The organism is Enterobacter sp. WPR_3_1, assembly GCF_003635055.1.
In the GTDB taxonomy this organism is placed as follows: Bacteria; Pseudomonadota; Gammaproteobacteria; order Enterobacterales; family Enterobacteriaceae; genus Enterobacter; species Enterobacter ludwigii.
Genome location: NZ_RBXU01000012.1, coordinates 82,695 through 102,985 on the forward strand (window position 1 = coordinate 82,695; position 20,291 = coordinate 102,985).

19 protein-coding genes are annotated in these 20,291 nt (G+C 54.6%); 15 read left to right on the top strand and 4 right to left on the bottom strand.

Translation table 11 applies throughout. From position 1 onward, the window contains the following. Positions 1-413: 413 nt before the first annotated feature. The 7 genes from BJ887_RS16990 to ves all read left to right on the top strand — a co-directional run bounded on the left by BJ887_RS16990 (position 414) and on the right by ves (position 8,128). Positions 414-1,634 carry an aspartate aminotransferase family protein gene (locus BJ887_RS16990; protein ID WP_121340181.1) on the top strand — a complete coding sequence of 407 codons (1,221 nt, stop codon included), beginning with the start codon at positions 414-416 and terminating at the stop codon, positions 1,632-1,634. After that, entirely contained in the window at positions 1,631-2,665 is a 1,035-nt protein-coding gene (gene astA, locus BJ887_RS16995; RefSeq protein WP_014169664.1) for an arginine N-succinyltransferase, read from the top strand. Before BJ887_RS16990 ends, astA begins: the two co-directional genes overlap by 4 nt. After that, positions 2,662-4,149, top strand: coding sequence for a succinylglutamate-semialdehyde dehydrogenase (gene astD, locus BJ887_RS17000; RefSeq protein WP_121340182.1), 1,488 nt, complete (start codon positions 2,662-2,664; stop codon positions 4,147-4,149). Before astA ends, astD begins: the two co-directional genes overlap by 4 nt. After that, entirely contained in the window at positions 4,136-5,461 is a 1,326-nt protein-coding gene (astB, locus tag BJ887_RS17005; RefSeq protein ID WP_025204409.1) for an N-succinylarginine dihydrolase, read from the top strand. Before astD ends, astB begins: the two co-directional genes overlap by 14 nt. A gap of 10 nt (positions 5,462-5,471) precedes the next feature. Beyond that, positions 5,472-6,437 (top strand): succinylglutamate desuccinylase, encoded by a 966-nt coding sequence (astE, locus tag BJ887_RS17010; protein WP_059305971.1) that lies wholly within the window; start codon positions 5,472-5,474, stop codon positions 6,435-6,437. 338 nt (positions 6,438-6,775) lie between these two features. Further along, entirely contained in the window at positions 6,776-7,273 is a 498-nt protein-coding gene (spy, locus tag BJ887_RS17015) for an ATP-independent periplasmic protein-refolding chaperone Spy (RefSeq protein ID WP_020884420.1), read from the top strand. Positions 7,274-7,570: 297 nt separating this feature from the next. Continuing rightward, complete coding sequence (gene ves / locus BJ887_RS17020; RefSeq protein WP_020884419.1) at positions 7,571-8,128, top strand: environmental stress-induced protein Ves; 558 nt, start codon at positions 7,571-7,573, stop codon at positions 8,126-8,128. Here the strand turns inward: ves and cho are convergent. Together cho and nadE are read right to left on the bottom strand one after the other, a co-directional pair. Then, a complete protein-coding gene (gene cho, locus BJ887_RS17025) occupies positions 8,106-8,984 on the bottom strand; it encodes an excinuclease Cho (protein WP_014169671.1) in 879 nt (292 codons plus the stop codon). The two genes, ves and cho, sit on opposite strands and share 23 nt — an antisense overlap. A gap of 123 nt (positions 8,985-9,107) precedes the next feature. Continuing rightward, positions 9,108-9,935, bottom strand: a complete 828-nt coding sequence (nadE, locus tag BJ887_RS17030; RefSeq protein WP_020884418.1) for an ammonia-dependent NAD(+) synthetase — start codon at positions 9,933-9,935, stop codon at positions 9,108-9,110. A 232-nt stretch (positions 9,936-10,167) separates the two neighbouring features. Between nadE and osmE the strand changes: the two genes are divergently transcribed. From osmE to chbG, 7 genes are all read left to right on the top strand, one after another. Further along, a complete protein-coding gene (gene osmE / locus BJ887_RS17035) occupies positions 10,168-10,512 on the top strand; it encodes an osmotically-inducible lipoprotein OsmE (protein WP_014169673.1) in 345 nt (114 codons plus the stop codon). Between the two features lie 281 nt (positions 10,513-10,793). Then, complete coding sequence (gene chbB, locus BJ887_RS17040; RefSeq protein ID WP_008500676.1) at positions 10,794-11,111, top strand: PTS N,N'-diacetylchitobiose transporter subunit IIB; 318 nt, start codon at positions 10,794-10,796, stop codon at positions 11,109-11,111. A 79-nt stretch (positions 11,112-11,190) separates the two neighbouring features. Then, positions 11,191-12,549: a PTS N,N'-diacetylchitobiose transporter subunit IIC gene (chbC, locus tag BJ887_RS17045; RefSeq protein WP_121340183.1), complete on the top strand. Its 1,359-nt coding sequence runs from the start codon at positions 11,191-11,193 to the stop codon at positions 12,547-12,549. 47 nt (positions 12,550-12,596) lie between these two features. Beyond that, entirely contained in the window at positions 12,597-12,944 is a 348-nt protein-coding gene (gene chbA, locus BJ887_RS17050) for a PTS N,N'-diacetylchitobiose transporter subunit IIA (protein ID WP_032681213.1), read from the top strand. An 8-nt stretch (positions 12,945-12,952) separates the two neighbouring features. After that, positions 12,953-13,792, top strand: a complete 840-nt coding sequence (chbR, locus tag BJ887_RS17055; RefSeq protein ID WP_014169676.1) for a transcriptional regulator ChbR — start codon at positions 12,953-12,955, stop codon at positions 13,790-13,792. A gap of 110 nt (positions 13,793-13,902) precedes the next feature. Then, entirely contained in the window at positions 13,903-15,258 is a 1,356-nt protein-coding gene (locus BJ887_RS17060; RefSeq protein WP_106503955.1) for a 6-phospho-beta-glucosidase, read from the top strand. An 11-nt stretch (positions 15,259-15,269) separates the two neighbouring features. Then, a complete protein-coding gene (gene chbG, locus BJ887_RS17065; RefSeq protein WP_059305970.1) occupies positions 15,270-16,028 on the top strand; it encodes a chitin disaccharide deacetylase in 759 nt (252 codons plus the stop codon). An 85-nt stretch (positions 16,029-16,113) separates the two neighbouring features. Here the strand turns inward: chbG and katE are convergent, their stop codons facing one another. Beyond that, positions 16,114-18,363 (bottom strand): catalase HPII, encoded by a 2,250-nt coding sequence (gene katE / locus BJ887_RS17070; protein ID WP_020884413.1) that lies wholly within the window; start codon positions 18,361-18,363, stop codon positions 16,114-16,116. Positions 18,364-18,550: 187 nt separating this feature from the next. On the opposite strand from katE, the gene cedA reads away from it, so the two are divergent. After that, complete coding sequence (gene cedA, locus BJ887_RS17075) at positions 18,551-18,805, top strand: cell division activator CedA (protein ID WP_071605472.1); 255 nt, start codon at positions 18,551-18,553, stop codon at positions 18,803-18,805. Between the two features lie 47 nt (positions 18,806-18,852). Here the strand turns inward: cedA and BJ887_RS17080 are convergent, their stop codons facing one another. Further along, on the bottom strand, positions 18,853-20,244 hold the full coding sequence (locus tag BJ887_RS17080) for an L-cystine transporter (protein ID WP_014169681.1): 1,392 nt from the start codon (positions 20,242-20,244) through the stop codon (positions 18,853-18,855). Positions 20,245-20,291: the final 47 nt, after the last annotated feature.

Here is a 20,291-nt window from a genome sequence, read left to right on the forward strand (position 1 = left end):
GAATAGTGCATGGATGGTAGCAGAATTTGCGTCAACTGTTACGGGGTTCGACCAATAACTGCGACAGATCATGCCAACGGTGCAATATTTGCACCATTTTGACGCGCATTGCCCCCCAACAGGGCGTAAAGAACCGATAAATTTCGCGAGCGATCACAATTCCAGAATTATATTTGGCTTCTGCATACTCTTTCTTATTTTCATGCGGCAAAGCGCCGCTTGTCGTAAAAATATTCACTTTTTATGCAATAACAGTGAATAACTCCATATCGTAACTTATTGATATTCTGTACCCCTAACCCTTTTATGCATTTTTATCGCTGGCTGGCACGAAGGCTGCAATCTACATTCACAGTGCAAACACTCAATTATTTAACATCTAAATAACCTTTTATTTACCGGATGAGGTCGCTATGTCTCTGTCAATTACGCGTGAAAATTTCGATGAATGGATGATGCCGGTTTACGCTCCGGCGGCTTTTATTCCGGTACGGGGGGAAGGCTCACGCCTGTGGGATCAACAGGGCAAAGAGTATATCGACTTTGCAGGCGGGATTGCGGTAAACGCGTTGGGCCACGCGCACCCGGCACTGCGTCAGGCGTTAAACGACCAGGCGGCGAAGTTCTGGCATACCGGTAACGGTTTTACCAACGAGCCCGCTCTGCGACTGGCGAAAAAACTGATCGACGCAACGTTTGCCGAAAAAGTCTTTTTCTGTAACTCAGGTGCGGAAGCAAACGAAGCTGCCCTGAAGCTGGCGCGCAAATATGCACACGATAAATTTGGCGTTCATAAGAGCGGCATTGTGGCGTTTAAAAACGCGTTCCACGGCCGCACGCTCTTTACCGTCAGCGCCGGCGGTCAGCCGTCATACTCGCAGGATTTTGCGCCACTGCCGCCGGATATTCGTCACGGCGTGTATAACGATCTGCAGTCCGCCAGCGAGCTTATCAACGACACCACCTGTGCGGTGATCGTCGAACCTATGCAGGGTGAGGGCGGGGTCCTTCCGGCGCAAAAAGCGTTCCTGCAGGGGCTGCGTGAGCTGTGCGATCGTCATCACGCGGTGCTGATTTTCGATGAAGTCCAGACGGGTGTGGGGCGTACCGGTGAGCTGTATGCCTATATGCACTACGGCGTAACGCCGGACGTGCTCTCTACGGCGAAAGCGCTGGGCGGCGGCTTCCCGATTGGCGCCATGCTGACCACCGATATATTCGCCAGCGTAATGACCGTGGGTACGCATGGTACAACATACGGGGGTAACCCGCTGGCTACCGCCGTGGCCGGACAGGTTCTCGACATCATTAACACGCCGGAAGTGCTCAAGGGCGTTAAACAACGTCATGACTGGTTTGTTGAGCGCCTGAACGCCATCAACAGCAAGACGGGACTGTTTAAAGAGATCCGCGGTCTGGGTCTGTTAATTGGCTGCGAACTCACACCTGAGTTTGCCGGAAAAGCTAAACTTATTTCACAGGAAGCGGCAAAAATGGGCGTGATGGTACTGATTGCCGGTGCCAACGTGGTGCGTTTTGCCCCTGCGCTGATTGTCAGCGAGGAAGAGGTGAGAACCGGTTTAGACCGTTTTGCACTGGCCTGTGAACATGTGAAGTCCGGGGTGTCATCATGATGGTCATCCGTCCCGTTGAGCGCGGCGATATCGCCGGGCTCATGCAGCTTGCCGGTAAGACGGGAGGCGGGCTGACCTCGCTTCCTGCCGATGAAAAAACGCTGTCGGCGCGCATTGAGCGCGCCCTGCAAACCTGGCAGGGGACGTTGCCAAAAAGCGAACAGGGTTATGTGTTCGTTCTCGAAGATACCGACACCGGTACCGTGGCCGGCATTTGCGCAATCGAAGTGGCCGTCGGGCTTAACGACCCGTGGTACAACTACCGTGTCGGTACGATGGTTCACGCCTCAAAAGAGCTGAACGTCTATAACGCGCTGCCCACGCTTTTTCTCTGTAATGACCACACGGGAGCCAGCGAGCTTTGCACGCTGTTCCTCGATCCTGCGTGGCGAAAAGAGGGCAACGGTTATCTGCTCTCCAAGTCGCGCTTCATGTTTATGGCCGCGTTCCGCGATCGTTTTAACGAAAAGGTCGTCGCCGAGATGCGCGGCGTAATCGACGACACCGGCTATTCACCTTTCTGGGAGAGCCTCGGCGAGCGCTTCTTCTCGATGGAGTTCAGCCGCGCGGACTATCTGTGCGGCACCGGGCAGAAAGCGTTTATCGCCGAACTGATGCCGAAACACCCCATCTATACCCATTTCTTAAGCCCCCAGGCGCAGGCGGTGATTGGCGAAGTGCACCCGCAAACCGCGCCGGCCCGGGCGGTGCTGGAAAAAGAGGGTTTCCGCTACCGTAACTATGTGGACATCTTTGACGGCGGACCCACCCTGGAGTGCGATATCGACCGCGTGCGCGCGATCCGTAAAAGCCGGCTGGTTGAGGTTTCCGAAGGCCAGCCTGCACCGGGTGAGTGGCCAGCATGTCTGGTGGCTAACGAGCAGTACAACAATTTCCGCGCCATGCTGGTGCGAACCAACCCGAAAAGTGAACGTCTGGTGCTGACGGCCGCGCAACTGGATGCCCTGAAATGTAACGCCGGCGACACGGTTCGCCTGGTGCGTCTCTGCCCTGAGGAGAAAACAGCATGACTTTATGGATCAACGGTGACTGGGTCACGGGCGAAGGCGAGCCGCGCATAAAGACCAATCCGGTCGGACAAGAAGTGCTCTGGAAGGGAAATGACGCCAGCGCCGGGCAGGTCGAACAGGCCTGTCATGCCGCCCGTCGCGCTTTCCCGGGATGGGCGAAACAACCGTTCTCCGTACGTCAGGGAATAGTCGAGAAATTTGCATCACTGCTGGAGGCCAATAAAGCCGAATTGACGCGCGTTATCTCTCAGGAAACCAGCAAGCCGCGCTGGGAGGCGGCCACGGAAGTGACGGCGATGATCAATAAAATCGCCATTTCGGTGAAGGCGTACCATACCCGTACCGGTGAGCAACATACCGATATGCCTGACGGCGCGGCCACGCTGCGCCACCGTCCGCACGGCGTGCTGGCGGTATTTGGCCCCTATAACTTCCCGGGGCATCTGCCGAACGGGCATATCGTGCCCGCGCTGCTGGCGGGCAATAGCGTGATTTTCAAGCCGAGTGAGTTAACGCCACTGACCGGTGAGGTGGTGGTGAAGCTCTGGGAACAGGCTGGTCTGCCGCACGGGGTGCTCAACCTGGTGCAGGGGGGACGTGAAACCGGCCAGGCGCTGAGTGCGTTGAGTGATATCGACGGCCTGCTGTTTACCGGCAGCGCCGGAACAGGCTATCAACTGCATCGCCAGCTGGCGGGGCAGCCGGAAAAAATTCTCGCGCTGGAGATGGGCGGTAACAACCCGCTGATCGTTGAAGATCCCGATGATATCGACGCGGCGGTGCATTTGACCCTCCAGTCAGCGTTTATTACCGCCGGACAGCGCTGCACCTGCGCGCGTCGTCTGCTGGTGAAACGGGGTGCACAGGGCGACGCCTTCCTCGCGCGGCTGGTGGAAATCAGCGCGCGTCTGGTGCCTGCGCAGTGGGATGCCGACCCACAGCCGTTTATTGGGGGGCTGATTTCCCAGCAGGCCGCGCTGAACGTGCTGAAAGCCTGGCAGGATCACGTGGCGCGCGGGGCGAAAACCCTGCTTGAGCCAAAGCAAATCAAGCCCGGAACATCGCTCCTGACGCCGGGCATTGTTGAGATGAGTGGCGCACGCAACGTGCCGGATGAAGAGGTCTTTGGCCCGCTGCTCTGCGTCTGGCGTTATGACGATTTTGACAGCGCCATTGAGATGGCTAATCACACCCGCTATGGACTGTCGAGCGGTCTGATTTCCCCGCATCGTGAGAAATTTGATCAGCTGCTGCTCGAAGCACGCGCCGGGATTGTGAACTGGAATAAACCGCTTACCGGTGCGGCGAGTACGGCACCGTTTGGCGGGGTAGGCGCTTCGGGTAACCACCGCGCCAGCGCGTGGTATGCCGCAGATTACTGCGCGTGGCCGATGGCGAGCCTGGAAACGCCTGCGCTGACGCTGCCGGAAACGCTGAGTCCGGGGCTGGATTTTACTCAGGGGGATCGTCATGAAAGCGCGTGAAGTCAACTTTGACGGGCTGGTGGGGCTAACGCACCACTATGCCGGCCTCTCGTTTGGTAATGAAGCCTCGACAAAGCACCGTTTTCAGGTCTCTAACCCGAAACTGGCGGCGAAGCAGGGGCTGCTGAAAATGAAAGCCCTGTCGGATGCCGGTTTCCCGCAGGCGGTGATCCCGCCGCAGGAGCGCCCGAACGTGGCGGTGTTACGTCAGCTCGGCTTTAGCGGCAGCGATGAGCAGGTTATCGAAAAAGCGGGTACGCAGACGCCGCACCTGCTTTCAGCGGCGAGCTCTGCCTCGTCGATGTGGGTGGCAAACGCTGCTACCGTTGCACCGTCGGCCGATACGCTGGATGGCAAAGTGCATTTAACGGTGGCGAACCTGAATAACAAATTCCACCGTGCCACTGAAGCGGAGACGACCGAGCGCGTTCTGCGTGCGATTTTCCGTGATGAGGCCCACTTTGAGGTTCATCAGGCGTTGCCACAGGTGGCCATGTTCGGGGATGAAGGAGCGGCAAACCATAACCGTCTTGGGGGGGATTATGGCGATCCCGGCGTGCAGCTGTTCATTTACGGGCGAGAAGAGGGCGGCCATTCGGCACCTGTCCGTTATCCCGCCCGCCAGACGCTGGCGGCAAGCCAGGCCGTCGCGCGGCTGAACCAGGTGAATCCCTCACAGGTGATTTTTGCTCAGCAGAACCCGCAGGTGATTGACCAGGGGGTTTTCCACAACGACGTCATTGCCGTCTCTAACCGTCAGGTGCTGTTCTGCCATGAACAGGCGTTTGCCCATCAGGAGAAGCTGCTCGCTACGCTGCATGAGCGGGTGCCGGGGTTTATGCCTATTCAGGTGCCGACCCAGGCGGTCAGCGTGCAGGACGCGGTTGAAACTTACCTCTTTAATAGCCAGCTGTTGAGCCGTGAGGACGGCAGCATGATGCTGGTGCTGCCGCAAGAGTCGCAGGACCATAAAGGGGTGTGGCGTTATCTGTCTGAACTGGTGAAGGCCGATAACCCGATCGATGAACTGCGCGTCTTTGACCTGCGCGAAAGCATGGCCAACGGCGGCGGTCCGGCCTGTTTACGCCTGCGCGTAGTGCTAACGCAGAACGAAATGCAGGCTGTTAATCCGGCCGTGATGATGAATGAGACGCTGTTTAACTCCCTGAATGACTGGGTGGATCGTTACTATCGCGACAGATTAACGCAGGCCGATCTGGTCGACCCTCAGCTACTGCGTGAAGGGCGTGAGGCACTGGACGCGTTAACAACAATCCTGCAGTTGGGATCGGTTTATCCGTTCCAGCGCTAAAGGAGTGGCTATGGAAAATTTACTGGCGTTGACACTGGCCGATGAAACCCCCGAACAGCATGAGGGGGAGGGCCCCTCATTTCACTGGCGGTGGCTGGGTCGCGGCGTCCTTGAACTGACACCGGCCGCGAAGAGTGAGTTATCGCTGCTGCTTTCAACCGGCATCCATGGCAATGAAACCGCGCCGGTTGAAATTGTCGACCTGCTGCTTCGCGCGTTGTATCGGGGAGATATCACCCTGCAGTGCCGTCTGCTGGTGGTGCTTGGCAACCCGCCAGCGCTGGCGCAAAACAAACGTTATCTTGAGAGCGACCTTAACCGCATGTTTGGCGGCCGCTGGTCACAGTTTGTGCCGGGCGATGAAACGTCGCGGGCGCAGTGGCTTGAGCACGTGGTTGCCACATTTTTCGCCGCGGCCGGTCCCGTGCGCTGGCATCTCGACCTGCATACGGCAATTCGCGCCTCTTATCATGTGCGCTTTGGTGTTCTGCCCCAGCGTAACCAGCCGTGGGATGAGGCGTTTCTGAGCTGGCTGGGCGACGCCGGGCTGGAGGCTCTGGTGTTTCATCAGTCGCCGGGGGGCACATTTACCCATTTCACCTGTGAGCATTTCGGCGCGCTGGCCTGCACGCTGGAACTGGGAAAAGCGCTACCGTTTGGCCAGAACGATCTCACGCGCTTCGCGCCAACACATCTTGCGCTTCGCGCGCTGCTCGGGGGATTGGCACCCGAGCCAACGCAACAGACTGTCGTGCGTTATCGGGTCGTACAGCAGATCACTCGCCGCAGCGAGGCCTTCCGGCTGCATATGGCCGCCCACACGCTGAACTTCACCCCTTTTCGCAAAGGCGTTCTGCTGGCGGAAGATGGCGACGAGCGTTACGAGGTGCAGAAAACCACTGAATATGTTCTGTTCCCTAATCCATCAGTAGCGTTTGGCCTGCGCGCCGGGCTGATGCTGGAAAAAGTGTCCTGAACATCTCCCCTCTCATTGCCTGAGAGGGGAACGTCAAAATATTTTTCTTAGCGATTAAAGCGCAATGACAACTATTGCAGAATATTCCTGGTGAATTGCTTTATTATTGGTCTTCACTTCGCTATACTTTTTTAAATTGCTTTGAAAATCATCATCTTGAATATTTTCGTTGCAACTCTCCATCCTTTATCCTTAATTCCTCCACATTTGGCGGTAATTTGTTTTTTACACTTTCATTGTTTTACTGTTGCTCTGATTAATTGACGATAAACCCCGTAAAGTTAATCTCGTCAACACGGCATAGCGCCGAAGAATAACTGAAAGTAAGGAAATAAATTATGCGTAAGTTTACTGCACTGTTTGTTGCTTCTACCCTGGCTCTGGGCGCTACCAGCATGGCGTTCGCTGCAGATACCGCGACCACCACCACTGCCGCGCCTGTCGAAGGCAAAATGATGATGCATCATAAAGGCAAGCCGGGTATGCACCACGAGATGATGATGTTTAAAGATCTGAACCTGACGGATGCACAGAAACAGCAGGTCCGCGACATCATGAAAAGCCAGCGCGACCAGATGAAACGTCCGTCACTGGACGAACGCCGCGCGATGCATGACATCATCGCCAGCGACAGCTTCGATAAAGCAAAAGCCGAAGCGCAGATCGACAAAATGGCTGAGCAGCATAAAGCCCGCATGCTGGCGCATATGGAAACCCAGAACAAGATCTACAACATTCTGACGCCGGAACAGAAAAAACAATTTAATGCCAATTTTGAGAAGCGTCTGACAGAACGTCCAGCAATGGAAGGTAAAATGCCAGCACCAACTGAATAATCGGTTCAACATCTTAAGACCGCCGGGATCCTGTCCACAAAAGCGCTAACGCTGTGGACAGGACCGGCGGTTTTTCTTTCCTGCCCTCTTGTCTGCCGCCGCCAGAGCGGTATTCTCCTGTAGTCGCTTCAGAGAATGTTTGCAGAGTCATGGCATTATAATTTTTATTAACGTTCCGCTAAGGCCTGCCCGCTTTGCTGCCGATACTGTGTCTGTGAAAACCCAACGATAACAAACAAGACAGCAACGATAGCGATATCCTTGCCCTGGCACAGGTTGTGCCTTTCAGGAGTGGTGATGGAGTTCTTTGATATCCGTAAGATGCCGGTCAGCCTCTGGCGCAATGGCGCAGGCGAGACGCGGGAAATTTGTTGTTTTCCGCCCGCAACGCGCGATTTTTACTGGCGTGCCAGTATCGCGACCATCGCCAGCAATGGCGAATTCTCCTCTTTTCCCGGTGTCGATCGGGTGATTACCTTGCTTGAAGGGGGTGAGGTAACGCTGGATGCCGGTCAGGCGTTCTGCCATACCCTGAAACATCATCAGCCATACCATTTTTCCGGCGATCAGCCGGTGAAAGCGCTGCTTTCCGAAGGACGGATGTCGATGGATTTCAACATCATGACCCGGCGTGACCGTTGTCAGGCGAAAGTGCGTGTCGCTGACCGCACCTTTACCACGTTCGGCTCCCGCGGGGGCGTCGCGTTCGTGTTAAGCGGGGCGTGGCAGCTTGGCGATAAGTTGCTGACGGCCGATCAGGGCGCCAGCTGGGAGGAGGGCGTCCATACTCTCCGCCTGCTGGAGGCTCAGGGCACCTTATTATTCAGCGAAATTAACTGGCTGCCGGGGCACTAAGCTCAATGACCTCATACTTGCCGGTTAACACGGGCTTGCAGAGAATTTTGTAGCCATCGTGGTCGAAACCGGCGGGTGTGCGCAGCAAGGTTGCCGCATCGTTTACATCGTCAACAGCGCCCAGCCAGAGCCAGTTGTTGATGATGTGATACTGGGTCATCGCGTCACCGACTTCTTTTAGCGCAACGGCACCCTCCCACGGCCAGCAGTTAACGCTAAGCGCCGCCAGCCCTGCGAGGAGCCGGGCGTGGTGTTCCTCAATGCTTTCTTTCCCACAGCAGGCCCCTGCGCAGCGCTTTAACGCTGAGCGGAAACAGGCCCGCCCGCGGGTGGTTGCTTCGAGGCCTAGCAGGCTGTAGCACAGCTGTAATTCATCGGCCAGCGTTTGCAGAGCCTGCAGAGCCGCCCGTTTGTTAGCGAACAGCCCGTAGAGATTGGGGGCGTGAGAAAAATCGACTTCCCGTGCGTAGACAACCTGCGGCTTACCGGCGTTTATCTGCAGGGAGCAGAGCTGCCGGTTGCGGCGCAGGCGCTTATTGAACAGCGGCTGTTGCTCTTTGATCAGCCGCGCTTCCAGTAAGAGCGCGCCCATCTCTCCGGCGGTACGAAACCAGGTGATGCGTCGCGACTGGCGCAGCATTGCCGCCTCGTCTGGCGTGCGCAGATGAGACATAACCCGGCTGCGAATATTTACGCTTTTGCCAATGTAGAGCGGAAGGGTGTCACTCTCACCGTGAAAGATATACACGCCCGGCTGTTTAGGCAGTTCCTCAAGCCAGGGGCGAAGATGTTCGGGATATTCGTAGATAGCCGCCGCTTCAAACTCAAGACGCGGGGCGGATTGACGCCTGCTCACATACTACTCCATATACTGTTCAGGCATACAGTGTAGCAGAGCCGGTTTGGTTAAAAAAGAGCCGGAGGGCGCAACGGACGGTGCGGGCGAACACCCCCTCCCCAGAGAGAGGGTGCCAGAGTGTTACTTTTTCCAGAAATCATCGAACACGGTGATCGGTGGGCGACGCTTGTGCTCGGTTTTCAGATACCAGCTTTCAATGATCTTCGCGGTACCTTCATCCAGTTTTTTGCCTTCCAGATAATCATCAATATTGTCATAGGTGACACCCAGGGCCGCTTCATCCGGCAGGGAGGGGCGATCGTCTTCCAGATCTGCCGTTGGCGCTTTCTTGTAAAGGTGCTCCGGGCAACCCAGCGCGGCAAGGAGCTGCTTACCCTGACGTTTGTTCAGACGGAAGAGCGGGTTAATATCGGTACCGCCGTCGCCATACTTGGTGAAGAAACCCGTGATGGCTTCTGCCGCATGATCGGTACCGACCACAACGCCTTTGGTCATCCCGGCAATGCTGTATTGCGCTTTCATACGTTCACGGGCTTTTTCATTGCCGCGGACAAAATCGCTCAACTCAATGCCTGCTTCGCGAAGCGCCTGCTCGCTGGCCAGCACCGATCCTTTGATATTGACGGTGAGCACACGATCGGGCTGGATGAAGGCGATGGCATCCTGGCAATCCTGTTCATCGGCCTGCACGCCATAGGGAAGACGCACGGCAATAAACTGCAGCGCGTCATCACCCGTCTCTTCGCGGAGCTCTGAAATTGCCATCTGGCAGAGTTTACCGGCCAGGGTAGAGTCCTGACCGCCGCTGATGCCCAGCACCAGGGATTTCAGGAACGAGTGAGTTTTTAAATAAGACTTTAAAAAATCCACGCTGCGGCGGATCTCTTCTTGTGCGTCTACCGCGGGCTTTGCGCCCAGCGCCTGAATAATCTCTTGTTGCAGAGCCATCACGCCCTCCATATGCAGAACATAAACAGATTGTGTTAACTGTTAAAACTAACCCTTTGAACGAGAAACGACAAGGATCACAGTTTCGAGTGCGCTAAATTGCGGCGATTTAGCAGGTTATCGTTGTTTTATTAGAATTTTCCGAAATTCGTCTGGCGGAATTCACAAAGTTGAACAATAGTACTTTTTATTCCATGCTTAGATAACACGCTGATAAACAAGAGGACGGAATATGAACAAGAACGTAGCAGGAATTCTTAGCGCAGCGGCGGTACTGACTATGCTGGCAGGGTGTACGGCCTACGACCGCACCAAAGATCAGTTTACACAGCCCGTAGTGAAAGATGTCAAAAAAGGCATGACCCGTTCGCAGGTGGCTGCGATTGCCGGCAAGCCTTCTTCTGAAGTGACAATGATTCATGCACGCGGTACCTGCCAGACCTATATCCTGGGTCAACGTGATGGTAAGGCAGAGACCTACTTCGTTGCGTTGGATGAGACCGGTCATGTGATCAACTCCGGTTACCAGACCTGTACTGAATACGATACCGATCCGCAGGCACCTAAGGCGCAGTAACGCTTCTTGCCTGAGTATGTTAACAAACCGGCCGTTGGGCCGGTTTTTTTATACATACGTAAATCTTATTTCTTCTCGCGAATTATTTGCCTGAAATGTGAAGGTAGTCAACACGCCAGGTCAATGAGAGACAATTTGCCCCTGTGCAGAATTATCTCCTGTCTGTACCATTGCGTATACTCACTCCAACGACAAACAACAGTAAGCAAACTACCTGTCTGCCAGGATAGCGAGTCGAGTGATAGCGCGATGGCAGGTAGTCATACGAGAGGGAAGTTACTATGGAAAAGAAACATATCTATCTGTTCTGCTCAGCAGGCATGTCAACCTCGCTTCTGGTGTCAAAGATGCGTGCTCAGGCTGAGAAGTATGAAGTCCCGGTGGTGATCGAAGCGTTTCCGGAGACGCTGGCGGGCGAAAAGGGCCAGACAGCCGACGTCGTTTTACTGGGGCCGCAAATTGCCTATATGTTGCCCGAAATTCAACGTCTGTTACCCAATAAACCGGTCGAAGTGATCGATTCGGGATTGTACGGCAAGATTGATGGTTTAGGTGTATTGAAAGCTGCTGTTGCAGCAATTAAAAAAGCTGCTAATTAATTTTTATTTTTCCCGTCAAAGAGTTATTTCACACACAATACGCCGTAACCCGCGTTGCGGCATTTAAGGGTATTTTCCTATGAGTAAAGTCATCGCTTCACTTGAAAAGGTACTCCTTCCTTTTGCTGTTAAAATAGGAAAGCAGCCTCACGTTAATGCCATCAAAAACGGTTTTATTAGATTAATGCCGTTGACGCTGGCTGGGGCAATGTTCGTTTTAATTAACAACGTTTTTCTGAGCTTTGGTGAAGGTTCCTTTTTTTATTCATTAGGAATTCGATTAGACGCTTCCACAATTGAAACCCTTAATGGTTTAAAAGCCATCGGCGGCAACGTATATAACGGTACGTTAGGTATTATGTCGCTGATGGCTCCTTTCTTTATTGGCATGGCACTGGCGGAAGAACGGAAAGTGGATCCGCTGGCCGCAGGTTTATTATCCATTGCCGCCTTTATGACCGTGACGCCATACAGCGTCGGTGAGGCCTATGCCGTAGGGGCCAACTGGCTGGGAGGCGCTAATATCATCTCCGGTATCGTAATCGGTCTGGTGGTTGCGGAGATGTTCACCTTTATTATTCGTCGCAACTGGGTTATCCGTTTACCGGATAGCGTGCCGGCGTCCGTTTCTCGTTCATTTTCCGCGTTGATTCCAGGCTTCATTATTCTCTCCATCATGGGGATTATCGCCTGGGCGCTCTCTCATTGCGGCACTAACTTCCACCAGATCATTATGGACTCTATCTCAACGCCGCTGGCGTCAATGGGTAGCGTGGTCGGTTGGGCGTATGTGATTTTCACCTCCCTGCTGTGGTTCTTTGGCGTGCATGGTTCACTGGCACTGGCGGCGCTCGACAGCGGTATCATGACCCCATGGGCACTGGAAAACGTTGCACTTTACCAGCAGTACGGCTCCGTTGACGCGGCGCTGGCAGCCGGTAAAACCTTCCATGTGTGGGCGAAGCCGATGCTTGACTCTTATATCTTCCTGGGGGGTACCGGGGCGACGCTGGGTCTGATCATCGCGGTCTTTATTGTTTCTCGTCGCGCTGACCATCGTCAGGTTGCGAAGCTGGCGCTGCCGTCAGGCATCTTCCAGATTAACGAGCCGATTCTGTTTGGTCTGCCAATCATCATGAACCCGGTAATGTTCATTCCGTTCATTCTGGTTCAGCCACTGCTGGCGGCCATAACCCTGACGGCCTATTACCTGGGCATTATCCCACCCGTCACCAACATTGCGCCGTGGACCATGCCGGCGGGTCTGGGGGCGTTCTTCAACACCAACGGTAGCGTGGCTGCCTTCCTGCTGGCGATATTCAACCTCGGGATTGCAACACTGCTCTATATGCCATTCGTGGCGATAGCAAACAAAGCTGCAACCGTTATCGATGAAGAAGAGAGCGAAGAGGATATCGCCCTCGCACTGAAATTCTAAAATTGCACGGCGCGGGGCAACCCGCGCCAGCCAAAAGGAGCTTAAAAATGTTAGATTTGGACAGTATTGTCGCAGAAGAAACCGCAGAGAACGATCTGGAAGAGGTGGTGATGGGGCTTATCATCAATTCCGGGCAGGCGCGTAGCCTGGCGTATGCCGCGCTAAAGCAGGCCAAGCAGGGTGATTTCGCAGCCGCGAAAACCATGATGGCACAGTCCCGTACGGCGCTGAACGAAGCGCACCTGGTGCAGACAAAGCTTATCGAAAGTGACCAGGGTGAAGGCAAGATGAAGGTCAGTCTGGTGCTGGTGCATGCGCAGGATCATCTGATGACGTCGATGCTGGCACGTGAACTGGTGGCCGAGTTAATTGAGCTTCACGAGAAGATGCAGTAAGGCAGAATTTGCAGCAGGAGGTCAGCGCGATGGAAATAAAAACCGCACTTGAACAGCAACTGTTTAATGGCAAAAATTTTCACGTGATTATTTACAACAAGACGGAGAGCGCGAGCGGTCTGCATCAGCATGACTACTATGAGTTCACGATTGTTCTGACCGGTCGCTACTACCAGGAAATCAACGGCAAGCGCGTCCTGCTTGAGCGGGGAGATTTCGTCTTCCTGCCGATGGGGTCCCATCACCAGAGCTTTTATGAATTTGGTGCAACCCGCATTCTTAACGTAGGTGTCAGCAGACGCTTCTTTGAGAAACACTATCTGCCGCTGGTGCCGTTCTGCTTTGTGGCCTCGCAGGTCTATCGCATCAAAAACGAGTTCATGACCTGGATTGAAACGGTTATCGCCTCGCTTAACTTTCGCGAGAATGAATTTGATGAGTTTATTGAAACGGTGACGTTTTATGTGATGAACCGTCTGCGCCATCATCGTGAAGAGCAGCAGGTAAGCGATGATATTCCGCAGTGGCTGCGCAGTACGGTTGAACTGATGCACGATAAAGGACAATTCAGCGAAAATGCGCTGGAAAATATGGTCGCTTTGTCCGGTAAATCACAGGAATATCTGACCCGAGCAACTCAGCGTTATTATCGTAAAACGCCAGTGCAAATTATTAATGAAATCCGCATTAATTTTGCTAAAAAACAGCTGGAAATAACCAACTACTCGGTTACCGATATTGCTTATGAGTCAGGCTACAGTAGCCCCAGCTTGTTTATTAAGACCTTTAAGAAATTGACTTCGTTCACACCGAACAGTTACCGGAAGAACCTGACGGTAATTAATTAAATTTCGGCGGATTTACCCGCCACAAATATTGCCTTGATTGCTTGCCCACAGAGCGGGAAGAGTACGCTACACCTTGCAGGCGATTAACCTGATATGCTAAGGGAGATATTATGCAGAAGAAATTAAAAGTCGTAACCATTGGCGGCGGCAGCAGTTATACCCCGGAATTACTCGAAGGTTTCCTGAAACGTTATCATGAATTACCGGTCAGCGAATTATGGCTGGTGGACGTTGAGGAAGGTCAGGAGAAACTGAATATCATTTTTGAGCTCTGCAAGCGGATGGTCGCGAAAGCCGGTGTGCCATTGACCGTGCATAAAACCCTCGACCGTCGCCTGGCGCTGCAGGATGCCGACTTCGTGACGACTCAGCTGCGCGTTGGTCAGCTCAAAGCGCGTGAAATGGATGAACGTATTCCACTGAGCCACGGCTATCTGGGACAGGAGACCAACGGCGCGGGCGGCCTGTTCAAAGGGCTGCGTACCATTCCGGTCATTTTTGACATCATCAACGATGTGGAAGCGATCTGCCCCAACGCGTGGGTGATTAACTTCACCAACCCGGCCGGGATGGTGACCGAGGCGGTCTATCGCCACACCGGTTTCAAACGCTTTATCGGCGTCTGTAATATTCCGATTGGCATGAAGATGTTCATCAGCGATGTGCTGGAGTTGACCGATAACGACGATCTTTCTATCGATCTCTTTGGCCTGAACCATATGGTGTTTATCAAAGATGTCATCGTGAATGGTCAGTCTCGCTTTAGCGAACTGCTTGACGGCGTAGCCTCCGGGCGCCTGACCGCTGCGTCAGTGAAAAACATCTTTGACCTGCCGTTCAGCGAAGGGCTGATCCGCTCGCTTAATCTGCTGCCTTGCTCATACCTGCTTTACTACTTCAAACAGAAAGAGATGCTGGCCATCGAGATGGGTGAGTACTATAAGGGTGGCGCACGCGCTCAGGTGGTGCAGAAAGTTGAAAAGCAGCTGTTTGATTTGTATAAAGATCCGAACCTGAACGTGAAACCGAAAGAGCTTGAGCTGCGCGGCGGAGCGTATTATTCCGATGCGGCGTGTGAAGTGATCAACGCCATTTACAACGACAAGCAGGCCGAGCACTACGTCAATGTGCCGCATCACGGTCATATCGACAACATCCCGGCTGACTGGGCCGTTGAGATGACCTGCATTCTGGGACGTGATGGCGCCAGGCCGCATCCACGGATTACCCACTTTGACGACAAAGTGATGGGGTTGATCCACACCATCAAAGGGTTTGAAGTGGCAGCCAGCAACGCGGCGCTGAGCGGTGAACTCAATGACGTTCTTCTGGCGCTCAATCTCAGCCCGCTGGTCCATTCCGATCGTGATGCCGAGCAACTGGCCAGCGAAATGATTCTGGCGCATGAAAAATGGTTGCCTAATTTTGCCGCCACGATTGAGAAGCTGAAATTCAAACAGCACTGAGAGGATGTGTGATGGAAAACCTGCTGATCGTCAATGCTGATGATTTTGGTCTCTCAAAAGGTCAAAACTACGGCATTATTGAAGCCTGCCGCCGGGGTGTGGTGACCTCAACAACGGCACTGGTTAATGGTGACGCGGTTGAACACGCCGCGCAGCTCAGCCGCGAGGTGCCAGCGCTGGGCGTCGGCATGCACTTTGTATTGACGCTCGGGATGCCGCTTTCACCGATGCCAGGACTGACGCGGGACGGACAGCTGGGCAAATGGATTTGGGAGCAGGCAGAGCAGGGCACGCTGCCGCTCGAGGAGATTACCCGCGAGCTGGACTGTCAGTTCAACCGTTTCGTCGATCTCTTTGGCCGTGAACCCACGCATATTGACAGCCATCATCACGTGCATATGATCCCGGCACTTTTCCCGTCAGTGGCGGAATTTGCACAGCGCAAAGGCGTGGCAATGCGCGTGGATCGTGAGGTGCAGGCGCTGCACGGGCTGTCATTGTCTTCTGTGCCCACAACGGACGGGTTCAGTAGCGCGTTCTACGGCGACGAGATTAGCGAAGCGCTGTTCCTGCAGGTGCTGGATGAGTCCGCCACGCGCGGGGAACGGTCGCTGGAAGTGATGGCACACCCGGCGTTTGTCGATAACATTGTGCGTAAAAGTGCCTACTGCTGGCCGCGACTGGCGGAACTGGATGTGCTGACGTCGGCATCGCTGAAATACGCCATTGCCGAGCGTGGGTACCGTCTGGGCACCTTTGAGGATGTATGAAAATAGCCCGGAGGCGCGGTGCCTGCCGGGCTGAGTAAACGATACCAATCAGCGCCGGGTCGGGCAAAGCCAGACCCGGCTTTTCTTATGCCGGTATACGATCAATCTTACTGCTGCGTGACCACACACGGTGCGCTGCGAGCAGATCGAACAGCTTCGTCATAAACGCATCATCGACGTTATCGCCTTCGACAATGCCATCTTCACCTTGCTCAGCCACCTTCAGGTGCGCTTTAAACTGTCGCGCATCGCCGGACAGGGCGATCGGCTTCAGGTGCTTATAGGCTTCCAGCAGATAATAAATCGCATCGCCATTGTTCAGCAGACTGTCGATGTCGCCGCACGGCACAATCACCGCATCAACGGTGAGCGATGGTGCTCCGGCAAAGGTGGCCGCAACCGGCAGCACTGAACCGTCGTCGGCGGTCACTTCCCCCATGCGGGAATAGAGCAGTTTGGCGTGAACGCCTTTGGTTTTCAGCGCCTGCATAATCCCCAGCACGTCGCTGGCACGGGTTTTGTCATTCAGCAGAATGGCCACTACCCGGCCTTTTATCGAGCCACCCGGCACCGCATACAGACTCAGGGACGGATCTTTCTTCAGTCCGTTAACGTCTTTCGGTGGGGCCGCATTGCGTTGCTCGTCCGTCAGCGTAATGCCAAGGTTATCCGCCACGCTCTGGGCAAGCTGAATATCGATATGGGCGAGCTGATCGACCACGCGCTCGCGGATATAAGTCCGCACCACTTTGCTCAGTTCAAAGCTAAAGCCGCCGATAATGTGCTGTTGCTCGATCGGCGTCTGGCTGTTCCAGAACAGGCGAGGTTGGGCATAATACTCGCCGAATGACGGGCTACGCTCGCGGATTTTATTGCCATCGATGCGCTCCTGGTACGACTCAAAACCACCGCGTTTCGGTCCAGGCGGCGTTTCGCGCGGCCAGTTATCGTTGATGGAGTTCGGCTCATAGTTAGCCGGATTGGTATCGATATCTTGGCGATGCATCCCGTCGCGCTGGAAATTGTGGTACGGGCAGGTTGGACGGTTAATCGGAATTTCGTGGAAGTTGGGCCCGCCAAGGCGACTGATCTGCGTATCGGTATAGGAGAACAACCGCCCCTGCAGGAGGGGATCGTTCGTGAAATCCAGCCCCGGAACGATATGCCCCGGGTGGAACGCGACCTGCTCATTTTCGGCAAAGAAATTGTCCGGGTTACGGTTGAGCACCATTTTACCCACCAGCTGAACCGGCACCAGCTCCTCTGGGATCAGCTTTGTCGGGTCGAGAAGGTCGAAATCGAAGTTAAACTCATCCTCTTCCGGGATCAGCTGTAACCCCAGTTCATATTCCGGGAAGTCACCGGCTTCAATCGACTCCCACAGTTCGCGACGGTGGAAGTCCGGATCGCGCCCGGTCAGCTTCTGGGCTTCATCCCACACCAGCGAGGCTTTGCCCGCCACAGGCTTCCAGTGGAAGCGTACGAATGTGGCTTTCCCGTCCGCGTTGATCATCCTGAAGGTATGAATACCAAACCCTTCCATCGTGCGGTAGCTGCGCGGAATGCCACGGTCTGACATCGCCCACATCACGTTGTGTAACGTTTCTGGTTGCAGTGAGACATAATCCCAGAAGGTGTCATGCGCACTTTGTCCCTGCGGTATGGCCCAGTGGGGCTCCGGTTTTACCGCATGGACAAAGTCAGGAAATTTATGCGCATCCTGAATGAAGAACACCGGGGTGTTATTGCCGACGAGATCGAAAATACCCTCTTCGGTATAAAATTTGGTGGCGAAGCCGCGGATATCACGCACGGTATCTGCCGAACCCGCGCCGCCCTGCACGGTAGAAAAGCGGACAAAGACCGGTGTGATTTTGTCCGGATCGGAAAGGAAATCCGCTTTGGTTATCTCTTTGAGGCTTTTGTAGGGCTGGAAGTAGCCGTGTGCCGCGGAGCCACGCGCGTGAACGATGCGCTCAGGTATACGTTCATGGTCAAAATGGGTGATTTTTTCCCGCAGAATAAAGTCTTCCAGCAGGGTTGGTCCGCGCGTTCCCGCACGCAGCGAGTTTTGATCGTCAGCAATGCGCACGCCCTGGTTGGTGGTAAGTGCAAAACCTTCGCCGCCTTTACGGTGGGACTCAAGGGATTTCAGCTTCTCGTTTCCGGTATCCGGAGATTTCATACTTCCCGGCGCGGTAGGCTGTTCGCCAGGTGCGGAAGGGCCGGGTGATGGGCGGTGAGAGCCGTCCGCTGGGGCCAGAGAGTCCATGCCTGGTTGAGATTCTTCAGTGCCATGAATGGGTGATTGATGTGTTTTATCTTTGTTCGACATTGCACGCTTCTCCTTTATCCATTGCTAAAAACCTTGTTAACTATAGAACAATGTGGCGAAAGGGCGGGCGAACTAAGAGTTTTCAGATGACCTGGTTAAGGAATGCGCTATCAGAGCGATGCAGGGCGCGACGCGTGGGGGGAGGATCGGCTATCATAGAATTTTCCTGCTTCCAGAATGTGCTTTAGTGAACCCGTCGCTTATGAAACCTTTTCGTCAACAAAACCGCCCTGTCATTAGCTACGTGCCCCGCGTCGAACCCGCGCCGCCCGAACACGCCCTGAAGGTGGATGGTTTTCGTGATGTCTGGCAACTGCGCGGTAAATACGTAGCGTTTGTTCTGATGGGAGAACACTTCCGCCGTTCGCCCGCGTTTTCGGGGCCGGAGTCGGCCCAGCGATGGGCGAACCAGGTCCGCCAGGATGAAGAGATTGAAGAATAACAGCCAAAAAAAAACCGCCATCAGGCGGTTTTTTTATTCATCCGTGATTAACGGTGCGCCAGTTCAGCGTCGTCTTCACTTTCCAGAATGGTTTTATCGGTCTGCTTCAGCCACTGGCTGGTCAACGTACCGGCGGTCATGGAACCGCTCACGTTCAGCGCAGTACGACCCATGTCGATCAGCGGCTCAACGGAGATCAGCAGGGCAACCAGCGTCACCGGCAGACCCAGGGCCGGCAGGACAATCAGCGCGGCGAAGGTTGCGCCACCGCCAACACCCGCAACGCCTGCGGAGCTGATGGTAACAATCCCGACCAGCGTGGCAATCCAAACGGGATCCAGTGGGTTAATACCCACGGTCGGAGCAACCATTACCGCCAGCATTGCAGGGTAGAGACCTGCGCAACCGTTCTGACCAATGGTGGCACCAAAGGAGGCAGAGAAGCTGGCAATAGATTCCGGTACGCCCAGACGACGGGTCTGCGCTTCAACGTTCAGCGGAATAGACGCGGCGCTGGAACGGCTGGTGAACGCAAAGGTCAGTACCGGCCACACTTTACGGAAGTATTTCAGCGGGCTAACGCCATTGACGCCCAGCAGGATACCGTGCACCACGAACATAATGCCCAGACCCAGATAAGAGGCGACGACGAAGCTACCCAGCTTAATGATGTCCTGCAGGTTAGAGCCGGCAACCACTTTGGTCATCAGCGCCAGAACACCGTAAGGGGTCAACTGCATCACCAGACGGACCAGCTTCATTACCCAGCTTTGCAGGGTATCGATAGCCACCAGCACGCGCTCGCCTTTCGGCGCGTCGTCTTTCAGCAGCTTCAGCGCCGCCACACCGAGGAAGGCCGCAAAGATCACCACGCTGATAATGGAGGTTGGGCTGGCACCGGTCAGGTCAGCAAACGGGTTCTTCGGCACGAAAGAGAGCACCATCTGTGGCACCGTCAGGTCAGCGACTTTACCCACGTAGTTGGTCTGAATCGCGGTAAGACGCGCCGTTTCAGCCGTACCCTGGACCAGACCTTCAGCGGTCAGCCCGAACAGGTTGGTGACCAGCACACCGACCAGAGCTGCAATCAGCGTGGTAAACAGCAGCGTACCGATGGTCAGGAAGCTGATTTTACCCAACTGGGTGGCGTTATGCAGACGGGCAACGGCGCTCAGAATAGAGGCAAACACCAGCGGCATAACGATCATCTGCAGCAGCTGGACATAGCCGTTACCGACGATGTTGAACCACTGAATAGAATCTTTCAGAACTGGATTATCGGAGCCGTAAATAGCCTGCAACGCCAGACCAAACACGACACCCATGGCCAGACCAACCAGCACTTTCTTCGCGAGGCTCCACTGTTTGTGGCGCGCCTGCGCGAGAAGCAATAGCAATACAACGAACACCACAATGTTCGCGATGAGTGGAAAATTCATCCCCGTTCTCCTGATTTATTATACGGTCGATTTTTACCGATCCTGTT

Coding starts and splice junctions, on each gene's coding strand:
- BJ887_RS16990 (WP_121340181.1), top strand. CDS start 414: ATGTCTCTGTCAATTACGCGTGAAAATTTCGATGAATGGATGATGCCG.
- astA (WP_014169664.1), top strand. CDS start 1,631: ATGATGGTCATCCGTCCCGTTGAGCGCGGCGATATCGCCGGGCTCATG.
- astD (WP_121340182.1), top strand. CDS start 2,662: ATGACTTTATGGATCAACGGTGACTGGGTCACGGGCGAAGGCGAGCCG.
- astB (WP_025204409.1), top strand. CDS start 4,136: ATGAAAGCGCGTGAAGTCAACTTTGACGGGCTGGTGGGGCTAACGCAC.
- astE (WP_059305971.1), top strand. CDS start 5,472: ATGGAAAATTTACTGGCGTTGACACTGGCCGATGAAACCCCCGAACAG.
- spy (WP_020884420.1), top strand. CDS start 6,776: ATGCGTAAGTTTACTGCACTGTTTGTTGCTTCTACCCTGGCTCTGGGC.
- ves (WP_020884419.1), top strand. CDS start 7,571: ATGGAGTTCTTTGATATCCGTAAGATGCCGGTCAGCCTCTGGCGCAAT.
- nadE (WP_020884418.1), bottom strand. CDS start 9,935: ATGGCTCTGCAACAAGAGATTATTCAGGCGCTGGGCGCAAAGCCCGCG.
- osmE (WP_014169673.1), top strand. CDS start 10,168: ATGAACAAGAACGTAGCAGGAATTCTTAGCGCAGCGGCGGTACTGACT.
- chbB (WP_008500676.1), top strand. CDS start 10,794: ATGGAAAAGAAACATATCTATCTGTTCTGCTCAGCAGGCATGTCAACC.
- chbC (WP_121340183.1), top strand. CDS start 11,191: ATGAGTAAAGTCATCGCTTCACTTGAAAAGGTACTCCTTCCTTTTGCT.
- chbA (WP_032681213.1), top strand. CDS start 12,597: ATGTTAGATTTGGACAGTATTGTCGCAGAAGAAACCGCAGAGAACGAT.
- BJ887_RS17060 (WP_106503955.1), top strand. CDS start 13,903: ATGCAGAAGAAATTAAAAGTCGTAACCATTGGCGGCGGCAGCAGTTAT.
- chbG (WP_059305970.1), top strand. CDS start 15,270: ATGGAAAACCTGCTGATCGTCAATGCTGATGATTTTGGTCTCTCAAAA.
- katE (WP_020884413.1), bottom strand. CDS start 18,363: ATGTCGAACAAAGATAAAACACATCAATCACCCATTCATGGCACTGAA.
- BJ887_RS17080 (WP_014169681.1), bottom strand. CDS start 20,244: ATGAATTTTCCACTCATCGCGAACATTGTGGTGTTCGTTGTATTGCTA.